Here is a 12,632-nt window from a genome sequence, read left to right on the forward strand (position 1 = left end):
CATCCATGCCCCCCGTCACCACGAGAACCGACACCCGCGAACTGACCGAACTGGCCCGCCTGTACGGCGTCGCCACGCACTACACCACCGACCTCGGCCATCGGGTCGACACCTCGCCCGACACCCTGCGCGCCGTGCTCGCCGCCCTCGGCGCCGACACGAGCACGCCCGGCGGCATCCGGGACGCGCTCGCGGAACGCCGGCGCCGGTTGGGTGAGCCCCTGTTGCCGCCGAGCGTGGTGCAGCGCGCCGGGCGGCCCTCGGCGCCCCTCGCCGTGCCGCCCGGCACCGAGCTGTGGGTCGAGACGGAGGACGGCCGCCACGTGCCCGGCACCGAACCCGCCGCGCTCCCGGTCGGCCGCCACACCCTGCACGCCGTGCGCGGCGCCCGCACCGGGACCGCACCGCTCCTCGTCGCCCCCGAGCGGCTCACCGGCCCGGACCGACGCCACTGGGGCTTCCTGGTCCAGCTCTACTCGGTGCTCTCCCACCGCTCCTGGGGCATGGGCGATCTCGGGGACCTGACCGAACTCGGGCGCTGGGCAGGCGGATTGGGCGCCGACTTCGTGCTGCTCAACCCCCTGCACGCGTATGTGCCCGGACCGCTGTCCGACCCCTCCCCGTACCGCCCCAGCAGCCGCCGCCACGCGGACCCGATGAACCTCAGGGTCGAGGACGTTCCCGAATTCGCGGCCCTGCCACCGCAGGACCGCACGGAGGCGGACCGACTCATCGGCCGGGCACGGGAGTTGACCCGGAAGGTGCTCGCGGGCGGGCTCATCGAGCGGTCGGCCGTACGCGTCCTGAAGCTGCGCGCCCTGGAGCTGGTGCACCGGGTCCCGCTGGACCCGGCACGGCTGGAGGCCTACCGGCGGTACACCGAGGCCGAGGGAAGCGCGCTCGACGACTACGCCCTGTGGTGCGCGCTCGCCGAGGTCCACGGTCCGCACTGGCGCACCTGGCCGTCAGGGCTGCGCAGCCCCGACGGGCCCGGCATTCCCGCCGCCCGCGTGGCGTTCGCCGCCCGGGTCGAGTACCACCGCAAGCTCGCCTGGCTGGTCGATGAACAGCTCGGCGAGGCACAGCGGGCGGCGACCGGCGCCGGCATGGCCGTCGGGCTGATGCTCGACCTCGCCGTCGGTGTCGACCCCGACGGCGCGGACGCCTGGCACTTCCAGCGGTACCTGGCCCAGGGCGTCACCGTGGGCTGCCCGCCCGACGACTTCAACCGCAGCGGCCAGGACTGGGGCCAGCCGCCCTGGCGCCCCGACACCCTCGCCGAGGCGGGCTACGCGCCGTTCGCCGAGGCCCTGCGCGGCACCCTGCGCCACTGCGGCGCGCTGCGCCTGGACCACATCATGGGCCTGTTCCGGCTGTGGTGGATCCCCGAGGGAGCGCGGGCCGGCGAGGGCACCTACGTCCGCTACGACCACGACGCACTGCTCGGCGTGCTCGCCCTGGAAGCGCACCGGGCCGGCGTCATGGTGATCGGCGAGGACCTCGGCACCGTCGAGGCGGGGGTGCGCGAGGACCTGGCCGACCGGGGGATCCTGGGCACCTCGGTGCTGCGGTTCGAGTACCAGGGCGGCTCGGAGCAGCGCTCGGGCCCGCTGCCGCCCGATCAGTGGCGCGCCGACTGCCTGGCCACCCTCACCACGCACGACCTGCCGAGCACCGCCGCCTGGCTGGACGGCGAGCAGGTACGGCTGCACGACAGCCTCGGTCTGCTCACCCAGCCCGCCGAACAGGCGGAGGCGGAGGCCGAAGCCGAAAGGGACGGCTGGCTCACCGAGTTGCGGCGGGTCGGCGCCCTCGCCGACGACAGCGCCGAGGAGGCGCCCGGCGCCGAGACCCTGGCCCTGCACCGCTTCCTGGCCCACACCCCGGCCAAGCTGCTGGGCGTGTGGCTGCCCGACACCGTCGGCGACCGCAGGCCGCAGAACCTGCCCGGCACCCTCGACGAGTACCCCAACTGGCGCCTTCCCGTGGCCGATCCGTCGGGCCGCCCGCTGCCCCTGGAGGAGCTGACCGCCCACCCCGGACCCCGCGCCGTCGCCGAGGTCTATCAGGCGCTGCCCACCAGCGAAAGCTAACTTGCCGAAATTTCCTGCAAGTTCTTGCAGTCCCTGGGGCGGGCTGTTTGACTCGCCTCCCCGAGCCGAGAGGAACGACGTAACCCCATGAGCACCGAGACCGACGTCCTGGTCCTGGGCGGCGCGGGCGTGGACACCATCGTCCACGTCCCCGAACTGCCCCTGCCCTACGCCGACAGCTACATGATCCGACCCGGCATCAAGACCCGCGCGGGACAGAGCGGGGACTTCGTCGCGCTCGGCCTGAGCGCCCTGGGCCTGCGCACCCACCACCTCGACATGGTCGGCGAGGACCCGGAGGGCGACCTGGTCCGCGCCCTCCACCGCGACCACGGCATCCCACTCACCGCCGTACCGCAGCCCGCGGGCACCAAGCGCGCGGTCAACCTGGTCGGCCCCGACGGCCGACGACTGTCCCTGTACGACGACACCCGCTCCCGGGAGGCCGACCGCTTCCCGGAGGAGACCGTGCGCACCCTGGCCGCCGCCGCCCGCCACGCGCACGTCGTCATCACCCACCCCTGCTCCCAAGCCCTGCCGCTGCTCCGGGAGTCCGGTCTCACCGTCTCGACGGACCTGCACAACTGGGACGGCGCCAACCCCTACCACGAGCCCTTCGCCCTCGCCTCGGACCTCGTCTTCCTGTCGACCACCGCCCTCGCCGACCACGAGCGCACCATGCGGGACATCGCCGCCCGCGGCCGGGCCCGCGTCGTCGTCGCCACCGCCGGAGCCGACGGCGCCCACCTGCTGGCCGACGGCACGCTCACGCACATCCCCGCCGTCACCCCGCCGGCCCCGGTCGTCGACTCCAACGGCGCGGGCGACGCCTTCGCCTCCGCCTTCCTGCTCGGCTGGCTGGGCGGCGAGGACGTCGCCCGGTGCGCCCTGTACGGCGCCGTCGCCGGGGCGTACGCCTGCACCGTGCCCTCCACCCGCACCGACGCCATCGGCCGCGCCGAACTCCTCGCCCAGGTCGCCGAGTTGGCCGGAGACCCGGTATGACGCGCGGCTTCGACATCGTCGTCCTCGGCGGGGGAGTGGCCGGATGTGTGCTGGCCTCCCGGCTGAGCGAGGACCCCGGGCGCACGGTGTGCCTGGTGGAGGCGGGACCGGACTACGGCCCCGACCACCGTGCCTGGCCGCAGGGCCTGCGCGACGCCCACGCCCTGCCGCGGGACGACATCTGGGAGCGCGGCGCCGAGGTCCACCGCATCCGGGCCCGGGTCCTGGGCGGCTCCTCCTGCGTCAACGGCTGCTGGCACACCTGGGGTTCGGCCCACGACCACCAGGAGTGGGAGAGCGCGGGCGGCCCCGCGTGGTCGGCCGCGGCCATGGCGCCGTACCGGCAGAAGGCCGTCGAGCAGATGCGGCTACGGGCGGTGCCGGACCGGGAGTTCTCCGACTGGGCCCGCGCCGCCCTGGCCGGAGCGCGCGAACTCGGCTACCGGGACGTCGACATGGGTGCCCCGGGCGGGCCCGGCTGCGGCACCCCGCTGATCAACGCGCTCGACGGACTGCGCTGGAACGCGGCCTTCGCCTACCTCGAACAGGCCCGCGGCCGGGCCAACTTGACCATCCTCGGCGGCGCCACCGCCGACCGGCTGTCCATGCGGGACGGACGGATCACCGGCGCCGAGGTCGTGGTCGACGGGCGGCGCGAGACCCTGAGGGCGGACACCTACCTCGTCGCCTGCGGCGCCTTCGGCTCGCCCGCGCTGCTGCTGCGCAGCGGCATCGGCCCCGCCGACCAGCTGCGGGCCGTCGGCATCCGCCCCGAGGTCGACCTGCCCGGCGTCGGCACCAACCTCACGGACCAGCCGGGCGTGTTCGTCCCGCTGACGCCGACTGATCACCTCAACGCGGCGCTCTCCGCCAAGGAGCGGGCCGGGGAGCTGTACGTCAGCCGGATGCTGATCCGAGCCGCCGGACCGCACTGTCCGGAGGGCTCCTGGGACCTGCACATCCTGCCCTCCGCCGGAGATCCGCTCTTCGGCTCGCTGCCGGAAGGCCAGTACGAGGCGGGCATCTCCGCCTTCCTGATGAAACCCGCCTCACGCGGCACGGTCCGGCTGCGCTCCGCCGACCCCGACACACCCCTGGACATCGACCCGGCGTTCCTCAGCGACCCCGAGGGCCGCGACCTCGCCACGCTGCGCCACGGCCTGGAGATCGTGGAGCGGCTCGCGGCGACCACGGCTCTCAAAGCCCTGGCATCCGGGCTTCCCTCGCGCGACCTCACCGATGACGAGCTGCGCGCCCGGCTCGGCACGTACTGGCACCCCGTGGGCACCTGCGCCATGGGCCACCCGGACGATCCGTCGGCCGTCGTCGACGGCGCGGGCCGGGTCCGGGGCGTCGACAACCTCCGGGTCGCCGACGCCTCCGTGCTGCCCACCGTTCCCGCGGCCAACACCCAGCTGTCGGTGCTCGCGCTCGCCGAACTGCTCGCCGACACCGTGAAGGAGGCACGATGACCCGGCTGATCCACGGATGCATGGGCCTGGGCGGCGCCTGGGACCGCACCCCCTACACCGCGAGCGACATCGACCACGCCGAGGCCGCGGTGGAAGCCGCCCTGGACGCGGGCATCACCCGCTTCGACCACGCCGACATCTACCGCTTCGGCAAGTCCGAGGCCGTCTTCGGCGAAGTGCTGGCCCGCGCCTCCGGGCTGCGCGAGCGGATCGAGATCCAGACGAAGTGCGGCATCCGTCTCGCCGAGGACGACCGGCCCGGCCTGTACGACCTGCGCGCCGACACCATCCTGGCCCGTGTACGGGAGAGCCTCGCCCGACTGCGCACCGATGTGATCGACACCCTGCTCCTGCACCGCCCCGACCCCCTCGCCGACCCCGACGAGATCGCCAAGGCCCTGCACACGCTCCACGACGAGGGACTGGTACGCCGGTTCGGCGTGTCCAACATGAGCGCCGCCCAGATCACCCGCCTCCAGGCCTGCCTCGACATACCGCTGACGGTCGATCAGCTGGAGATGAGCCTGGCCCGACGCGACTGGGTCGAGGCCGGGGTACTGGTCAACACCCCCGCGGCGGCCGGGCTCGGTTTCCCGGAGGGCACGCTCGAACACTGCGCCGCCCAGGGCATCGAACTCCAGGCCTGGGGCCCGCTGGCCCGCGGCCGCTACACCAATGGCGAGCCGTCCCCGGCGGCGGACCTCGCCCGGAAGCTCGCCCGGCGCCACGACACCACCCCGGAGACGGTCCTGCTGTGGTGGCTCCAGCGCCACCCCGCCGGGATCGTCCCGGTCGTCGGCACCAGCCGGCCCGAGCGGATCCGCGCCTGCCGGGACGCGGCCGTACGCACCACCGAACTCAGCCACGAGGAGTGGTACGAGCTGTGGATCGCCGCCCGGGGCGCCCCGCTGCCGTGACCCCGCCCGACCGCCCCCGACCCACCTACGGACGGAGAACCCACAACGTGACCGCCGGCCCCGGACTCCTGCAGTCCGCCCGCTTCTACATCACCTTCCGCTGCAACTCGCTGTGCGGCTACTGCAATGTCTGGCAGGACGACAAGTTCAAGGGCTACGAGGAGCTCACCCTGGAGCGGGCCCGGCAGATCCTCGACGAGCTGTACGAACTCGGCGTGCGCTACGTCGACTTCACCGGTGGCGAGCCGGTGCTGCACCCGCACATCGACGGCATCGTGCAGTACGCCAAGTCCCTCGGCATGACCGTGGAGATCACCAGCAACGGCATCCGGTTCGCCAAGCACATCGACGCCATCGTGCCCTACGTCGACACCATGAACGTCTCCCTGGACACGCTGCGGCCCGACCGCTACCGGCAAATCCGCGGGGTGCCCACCCTGGACCGGGCACTGGACGTGATCCAGCGCGTCATCGCCACCGGCTCCGGCAACCTCAAGCTGATCTGCGTCGTCACCCGGGAGAACGTGGACGAGGTGCCCGACCTGCTGCGCTTCGCCCACGAGAACCGGATCACCATCTACTTCTCCGGCATGTTCGAGTACTTCGACGAGCAGGACACCGTCCGCGACATGAACCGGACGGCCCGCAAGCTGAAGCTGATCGAGCAGAACGGCAAGCCGCTCGCCGACGCCCGCGCCGGGCGCCTGGAGGAGTCGGAGGCGACCGGTGGAACCATCGCCGATGAGCTGATACGGCTGCTCTACCAGCCGTTCGCCCTGATCAACCTGCACTTCCGCAAGTACATGGAGACATTGGACCCCAAGGCGCCGACCGACTGCTTCGCCAACAAGCGCATCCTCACCGTCGGCCCGGACGGGCGCCTTGTCCTGCCCTGCTACCACGCCTTCGACAACTCGGTCGAGTGGGACCGGCCGCTGCGCGAGCTGGTGCAGGACCCCGAGTTCCTGCGGGTGCGGGACGAGGAGGTCGGCCATCGCTCGGAGTGCCGCAGCTGCACCGTCTTTCCCTACATCGGGCTGTCGTTCAGCTACCGCTTCGACAGGATCTTCCTCTACCAGGCGCTGTCCGAGGAGATCGCCAAGATCAAGACCCGCTTCGCCGACCCGCTCCACCCCCACCTCGCTCTTCCCCTCGACGAACTCCACGAGCGCTACTCGGAGTTGGAGCGCCTGATCGACCGCGCGCTGCCCACCCCGCGCCCGCCGCTGAACTCCGACCACTTCTACCGCTTCGAGGACACCGGCACCGGATTCCGCACGGAGCTCCTGGCCGGAGAGATCGGCCTGGCCGAGCTGATCGGCGACCACGCGCACGGCGAGTGCTGGGGCGTCCAGCGCTCACCGCACACCTGGATGCGCCTCGTCTACCGCGACCTTGTGCCCGCACTGCGCGACCTCGTCGACGAGCCCGCGTACGAGGCCGCCGTCGCCGAGCTGTACGCGGTCCAACTCGCCTGGTGGCAAGGCTACTTGGCGCGCTACTACCAGAGCGGCGACCAGGCGGACACCGCCGGTCCGGAGAAGGTGCTGACCGGCTTCCTGGAGCGTACGGCGGCAGCGCTGCCCGACTCCCCGCGCGCCGGACGCGTCCGCGAGGTGCTGCTGCACGCCGGATGCGTCCTCGGTCTGCCGCCCGAGACCCTTGTGCCGCTCGCCGTGCGCACCCCCTTCCCCGAGGCCGCGCTGATCGCCAAGCACCTGCTGCTCATCGCCGCCGAGGCCGATCTGCCGCGGTACGCGGACCTGCTCCCCGAACAGGCCGCCGAACCGCTGCGCCGAGCCACCGGCTCCCGCCTCCCGGACACCGACGACGCCCCGCTGGACCCGGAGACCGCCGCCCTGCTCGGCCTCGCCGATCAGGCCACCGTCGACCAGGCCACGGCCGAACGCCTGGTGGCAGCGGTGGCCACGCTCGCCCCCGAACAGCGCGGCACGCTCGCCCAGCGCCTGCTCACCCATGAACTGGGCGATCCATGGACCCTGCGCCACCGGGGCCGGGCCCTGCGCGGGAGGGGCCAGACGCACTCCACCGTCGGCCCCGCCGGCATGCCCCCGGTGTAGAGCGCCTGCCGCTGCGGCACAGTGACACCGAGGCCGGCTGCCCGCCCGGGCCGTGCAGGACCCCGGCGGGCACGCACAGCGTCGGCGGACCCGCCACGGCCGGTGTCGGCGGGCAGCAATGCGCGGCGCACTCCGCGTCGTACGCTCCCCCTGGTACCGACCCCGAAGGCAGGAGCAGCAACGATGCAGTACGTGAAGCTCGGTTCGACGGGCCTGGACGTGTCGCGGATCTGTCTGGGCTGCATGACCTACGGGCTGCCCGACCGAGGCGTGCACGAGTGGACGCTCGACGAGGCGGCGTCCCGCCCGATGATCCGGCAGGCGCTCGAAGCAGGCATCAACTTCTTCGACACCGCGAACGTCTACTCCGAGGGCACCAGCGAGGAGATCGTGGGCCGGGCGCTCGCCGACTTCGCCCGGCGCGACGAGTATGTGCTGGCCACCAAGGTGAACGGCCGCATGCGGCCAGGCGCCAACGGCGCGGGCCTGTCCCGCAAGGTGATCATGACGGAGATCGACCACAGCCTCAGCCGCCTCGGCACCGACTACGTCGACCTGTACCAGATCCACCGCTTCGACCCGCACACCCCGGTCGAGGAGACCATGGAGGCGCTGCACGACCTGGTGAAGGCCGGCAAGGTGCGCTACATCGGGGCGAGTTCGATGTACGCCTGGCAGTTCTCCAAGATGCAGTACACCGCACAGCTGCACGGCTGGACCAAGTTCGTCTCCATGCAGAACCACTACAACCTCCTCTACCGCGAGGAGGAGCGCGAGATGCTGCCCCTGTGCGCGGACCAGGGCGTCGGTGTACTGCCCTGGAGCCCGCTGGCCCGCGGCCGCCTCACCCGGGACTGGGGCACCGTCACCGAACGCAGCGCGGTCGACAACTTCGGCAGCCGCCTCTACCGGGAGAGCGACCGCACGATCGTGGAGGCGGTCACCCGAGTGGCGAACGACCGAGGCGTCCCACGAGCCCAGGTGGCCCTGGCCTGGCTCCTGCACCGAGACACGGTGGCGGCCCCGGTCGTCGGCGCCGCCAAGCCGCGGCACATCGAGGATGCGGCCGCGGCGGTCGAACTGACACTGAGCGAGAAGGAGATCGAGGAACTGGAACAGCCGTACACGGCCCGCGAAATCGTCGGCCACTGAGCTAGTGCGGTCCGTGCGGGGCCTCGAACTCGGTTCCGCACGGACCCGCCCCGGCACTCTCGGGCAACGCGACCCGCTCGCCCCGCATCGACAAGGTCCGGTAGTAGCCTCCGATCCGCTCGGTCGACCGCCCGACATAGTGGCCGATGAACGACCGCCGGAATCGACCGGCGCTGCGATTGGGCTGAGAGCCGTGCACCAGGCTGCCGTTGAAGAACAGCACGTCCCCCGGTGCCATGTCGACGGGCACGGGCGCGAGTCCCGGCGGTGGCGGAACGTACTCCCGCGCGAACGACACCCCCGCGTCCGCCTCCTCGGGACAGAACAGCTCCATCCGATGCGTGCCGGGCACGACCTCGAGTCCGCCGTTCTCCCGGTCGATCACATCGCAGGCGATCCAGGCCGCCACACAGGTGCCCGGCTCGACCCGCAGATAGAAGTTGTCCTGGTGCAGCGCCTGCCCCCGAGCTCCCGGCGGCTTGAAATAGAACATGCTCTGCGCCGCGAGCACCTCCTCGCCGAGCAGCCGCTCCAGCACCGCCCGCAGCCGAGGATCGAGCAGCATCCGCAGCGACGACTCGTCGATCTCATGCGGATGCATCACTCTCGGATAGGTCCGCAACGGGTCGTCGTCCGACGCCCGCGGCTCGAAGTGCCCCGGCACCGGCCCGCCCGCGTGCAGCGCCGCGAACCGCTCGCACAACCGGTCGATCTCGTCGTACCCGAACAGCCCCCGCGCGACCATGAACCCGTCCTCGCGGAACTGCCGGAGCCCGGCGTCGATATCCATGGCTGTCATGCGTGGGCTCCTTCGGTCAGGGGGTGTCCGTACGACACGCTAGGCCGATGCCCGTCCGAGGAGGATGCCCATGGGTGCTGACGGATTGCCCGAGACTGCCGACCCCGCCCCGCCGCCCGGCCTGGTGGTCGTCGGCCGCTTCGACCAGCCGCCCGGCTACAGCGTCAACCGCCCCTCCGGCACGGACAGTTGGCTGTTCACCTGGACCACCGGCGGCCATGGCCACCTGAGCCAGGGCACGGCCGAGACGCGGGCCTCCACCGGCGATCTCGTGGTCCTCGCGCCCGGCACCCGGCACCGCTACGGCACCCGACCGGGCGCCTCGCACTGGCAGTTCTGGTGGGCGCACTGCCAGGCCCGGCCGACGTGGCAGTCCTGGCTGCGTCCGTACGACACGGGGGACGGGCTGTACGCCGTCTCACCGACCCCGGACGCCCTGCACGACCGTGTCGGCGCGGCGTTCCGGCGCATGCTCGCCGACGCCCGCTGGACCGGCACCGGCGCGCCGCCCGGCACCCGTGGCGAGGCCGACCGGGTGGCCGTGGCCCACGGCTCGGCGGCCCGCGAACTCGCCCTGTGCGCCCTGGAGGAGGCCGTCCTGCTCACCGCCGCCACCGCGTGCACGCCCTCACCCCCACCCGGAGTCGACCCCCGGGTGCGCCGGGCGGAGGCGCTGATCGCCGCCGACCCCGGCGCCCCGCACACCGTGCGCTCGCTCGCCGGGCAGGTCGCCCTGTCGCCCTCCCGGTTCGCCCACCTGTTCACCCAGCAACTCGGCGTCTCCCCGATGCGCGCGCTGCGCGAGGCGCGACTGCGCCACGCCGCACGCCTGCTGGAGGGCACCGACCTCTCCGTGGAACGGATCGCGGCGGCTTCGGGATTCGTCAGTCCTTTTCACTTCAACCGGGTGTTCCGGGAACGCTACGGCACCCCGCCCGGCGCCTACCGGGCGAACGCTCCAATGGTTGGCGGCGCGGACCAGAGGGGCGGCGAAGCATGATTTCCGGCCGCACGACCAGCCGGACGGGCAGCTTCAATGGTTGTCGAGGTGGCCGTCCTGGCTTAATGAATACGGTTGTCCCGCCCGACTGCGATACTGCCCGCCGCTTTACTGACACAGGTTCAATCACGGGCGGCGCGCGCACAATGCACAAAACGGCGAGAAGCCTTGTTCCCTGTTGCTGACCTGTGCAAAGGTGTGCCTCGCTCCCTTACGCCTCACGCTTCAAAAGAGCCGCGCCCGGAGCATACCCATTGGTATGGACCATTTAATGCCGCATGCCCTCCGGAGGAATGCCGCGTGCATGACGCAGGCTTGCCGAATTCCCCAGGAAACGCCCACCTCCTGGAATTGACGGACGCGCAACTGAGCGCCGAACTCAAGAAGTGGACGGGAGCGTCACCCGCACTCCAGCCCGTGGGTGAACTCCTCGACCGGCACTGGGCGGCGGGCTTCGCCTACGCGCGGCTGTGCACCAGTACCGCCCGTGCCGCCGGCATGCTCACCACCGCGGCGTTCACCAGGCTCTTCGGACAGACCCTGCGACAGACCGGACCGACCTCAGCGTGGCGCCCCCAACTCCTGGTCACCGTACGGCGTGTCGCGGGGGAGTGGGACACTGACCAGCGGCGTGAGCTGCTCCATCCGGAGCTCCGGTCCGAGGCCGCAGGAGGCGGGCGCGCCGCCGCCCGCCTGCTGCCACCGGCCCACCGTCGTCTGCTCTCCGGCGCCTTCCAGCGGCTGCCCCAGTCGGCCCGCTGTCTGCTGTGGCACACCGAGGTCGAGGCCGAACCGCTGCAGACGCCCGCCGGGCTGCTGGGCCTGGACGAGGAGGGCGCCCGCGTCGAACTCGGCCGCGCCCGCGACCGGTTGCGTGAGGAGTGCCTCCAGCTCCATCGCGAACTCGCTCCCGACCAGGAGTGCCGCCAGTATCTGCGGATGCTCGACGTCACCTATCGGCGTGTCGGCGTCGACGTCGACCCCGACCTGCGCGCGCACTTGGACGGGTGCAAGCACTGCCTGGACACCGCCGATCAGTTGGACCGCTTCAACCACGGACTCGGCCTCGCTCTGGCGGAGGCGGTGCTCGGGTGGGGTGCGCCGGCGTATGTGGAGTCCCGGGCGCGCAGCGCGGACGACGAGAGCGTGCCGGTGGCCGAGGCGGCGGCCGTGGTGGGCGAGGACTTCGGCGCCGGGCAGGCGCCTGCGGCGCCCCCGATCGCGGCCCCGCCGTCCCGGTGCAGCCGCTCGGCCCGCAAGGCAGCCCGCCGTGCCGTGCGGCGGCGCAATCTCACCGTGGCGGTCGTGACCGTCAGCGCGCTGGCCGTGGTCCCGCTGGTGCTGTGGTCCGTCCTGGGCTCGGAGGACGGCCCCGGCCCCACCGACTCCGGACGGGCCACCGAGGCCGCCGGCTCCAAGAGCCGGGCGCCGAGCGCCGACCCCTCGTGGGCCGGGGCCAAGGAGGCGGCCCAGGGCACGCTGACCGGGCGGCTGCACAACATCGCCTCCGGGCTGTGCGTCGGCATCGTCGGCGGCAAGGCGGTCAAGGGCGCCGAGACCGAGCTCGCGGAGTGCTCCGCGCAGGCCGGCCAGCAGTGGGTGTACGAGACCGACGGCCGCCTGCGCAGCGCCGCCGACCCCGGGTTGTGCCTGGACTCAAGCCTCGGCTACTCGGTACGGCTCGCGCCCTGCACGGACACCAGAAAGGTCCGCTACGACTTCACGCTCCAGGGCGCCCTGGTTCCGCGCTGGGACCAGGAGCTGGCGCTGACGCCCGCCGCCACCGACGGTTCCGGTGCGCTGGTCCTCAAGACCCGCAAGGACGACTCCGCCCAGCGCTGGGTGATCGACACCTCCAAGCCGGAACTCCATCTGGAGGCGGTCAACTGGGCCGAACCCGCGACCCCGGTACCGCCCCCCGCTCCGACGCCGAAGCCCACCCCCACGCCGTCGAAGACCCCCAAGGCCACCGCGACCCCATCGCCCGCCCCGACGCCCACCGACAACTGCTACACGGACCCGTACTCCTGCTCGTGGGACGACAACGGCAACGGTTGGGGCGGCGGCTGGGGCGGTGGTGGCTACGGCGGCGGACGCCGCTGACCGTCAGGGC

General features: G+C 72.4%; 9 protein-coding genes. 8 read left to right on the forward strand and 1 reads right to left on the reverse strand.

The features are described 5' to 3' along the window. Positions 1 to 5 precede the first annotated feature (5 nt). From malQ to H4N64_RS12510, 6 genes are all read left to right on the forward strand, one after another. Positions 6 to 2,093, forward strand: a complete 2,088-nt coding sequence (malQ, locus tag H4N64_RS12485; RefSeq protein WP_186282322.1) for a 4-alpha-glucanotransferase — start codon at positions 6 to 8, stop codon at positions 2,091 to 2,093. Positions 2,094 to 2,180: 87 nt separating this feature from the next. Further along, entirely contained in the window at positions 2,181 to 3,098 is a 918-nt protein-coding gene (locus tag H4N64_RS12490) for an adenosine kinase (RefSeq protein ID WP_186282323.1), read from the forward strand. Beyond that, entirely contained in the window at positions 3,095 to 4,570 is a 1,476-nt protein-coding gene (locus tag H4N64_RS12495) for a GMC family oxidoreductase (protein ID WP_186282324.1), read from the forward strand. Before H4N64_RS12490 ends, H4N64_RS12495 begins: the two co-directional genes overlap by 4 nt. Continuing rightward, positions 4,567 to 5,487: an aldo/keto reductase gene (locus tag H4N64_RS12500; protein ID WP_260859684.1), complete on the forward strand. Its 921-nt coding sequence runs from the start codon at positions 4,567 to 4,569 to the stop codon at positions 5,485 to 5,487. Before H4N64_RS12495 ends, H4N64_RS12500 begins: the two co-directional genes overlap by 4 nt. A 47-nt stretch (positions 5,488 to 5,534) precedes the next feature. Continuing rightward, positions 5,535 to 7,568 (forward strand): radical SAM protein, encoded by a 2,034-nt coding sequence (locus tag H4N64_RS12505; RefSeq protein WP_186282325.1) that lies wholly within the window; start codon positions 5,535 to 5,537, stop codon positions 7,566 to 7,568. 183 nt (positions 7,569 to 7,751) lie between these two features. After that, entirely contained in the window at positions 7,752 to 8,720 is a 969-nt protein-coding gene (locus H4N64_RS12510; RefSeq protein ID WP_186282326.1) for an aldo/keto reductase, read from the forward strand. Between the two features lies 1 nt (position 8,721). On the opposite strand, the gene H4N64_RS12515 is transcribed toward H4N64_RS12510, so the two are convergent. Then, entirely contained in the window at positions 8,722 to 9,519 is a 798-nt protein-coding gene (locus tag H4N64_RS12515; RefSeq protein ID WP_186282327.1) for a phytanoyl-CoA dioxygenase family protein, read from the reverse strand. A 70-nt stretch (positions 9,520 to 9,589) separates the two neighbouring features. On the opposite strand from H4N64_RS12515, the gene H4N64_RS12520 reads away from it, so the two are divergent. Both H4N64_RS12520 and H4N64_RS12525 read left to right on the forward strand, forming a co-directional pair. Beyond that, a complete protein-coding gene (locus tag H4N64_RS12520) occupies positions 9,590 to 10,519 on the forward strand; it encodes a helix-turn-helix domain-containing protein (RefSeq protein ID WP_186282328.1) in 930 nt (309 codons plus the stop codon). 300 nt (positions 10,520 to 10,819) lie between these two features. Then, complete coding sequence (locus H4N64_RS12525) at positions 10,820 to 12,622, forward strand: ricin-type beta-trefoil lectin domain protein (protein WP_186282329.1); 1,803 nt, start codon at positions 10,820 to 10,822, stop codon at positions 12,620 to 12,622. The last annotated feature ends 10 nt before the right edge of the window (positions 12,623 to 12,632 follow it).

The sequence above is a fragment of the Streptomyces cupreus genome (genome assembly GCF_014257025.1).
GTDB classification, from domain to species: Bacteria; Actinomycetota; Actinomycetes; order Streptomycetales; family Streptomycetaceae; genus Streptomyces; species Streptomyces cupreus.

Bases quoted from the DNA above. Each gene is read 5' to 3' on its own strand.
- H4N64_RS12490 (WP_186282323.1), top strand. From the start codon at position 2,181: ATGAGCACCGAGACCGACGTCCTGGTCCTGGGCGGCGCGGGCGTGGAC.
- malQ (WP_186282322.1), top strand. From the start codon at position 6: ATGCCCCCCGTCACCACGAGAACCGACACCCGCGAACTGACCGAACTG.
- H4N64_RS12510 (WP_186282326.1), top strand. From the start codon at position 7,752: ATGCAGTACGTGAAGCTCGGTTCGACGGGCCTGGACGTGTCGCGGATC.
- H4N64_RS12495 (WP_186282324.1), top strand. From the start codon at position 3,095: ATGACGCGCGGCTTCGACATCGTCGTCCTCGGCGGGGGAGTGGCCGGA.
- H4N64_RS12520 (WP_186282328.1), top strand. From the start codon at position 9,590: ATGGGTGCTGACGGATTGCCCGAGACTGCCGACCCCGCCCCGCCGCCC.
- H4N64_RS12515 (WP_186282327.1), bottom strand. From the start codon at position 9,519: ATGACAGCCATGGATATCGACGCCGGGCTCCGGCAGTTCCGCGAGGAC.
- H4N64_RS12500 (WP_260859684.1), top strand. From the start codon at position 4,567: ATGACCCGGCTGATCCACGGATGCATGGGCCTGGGCGGCGCCTGGGAC.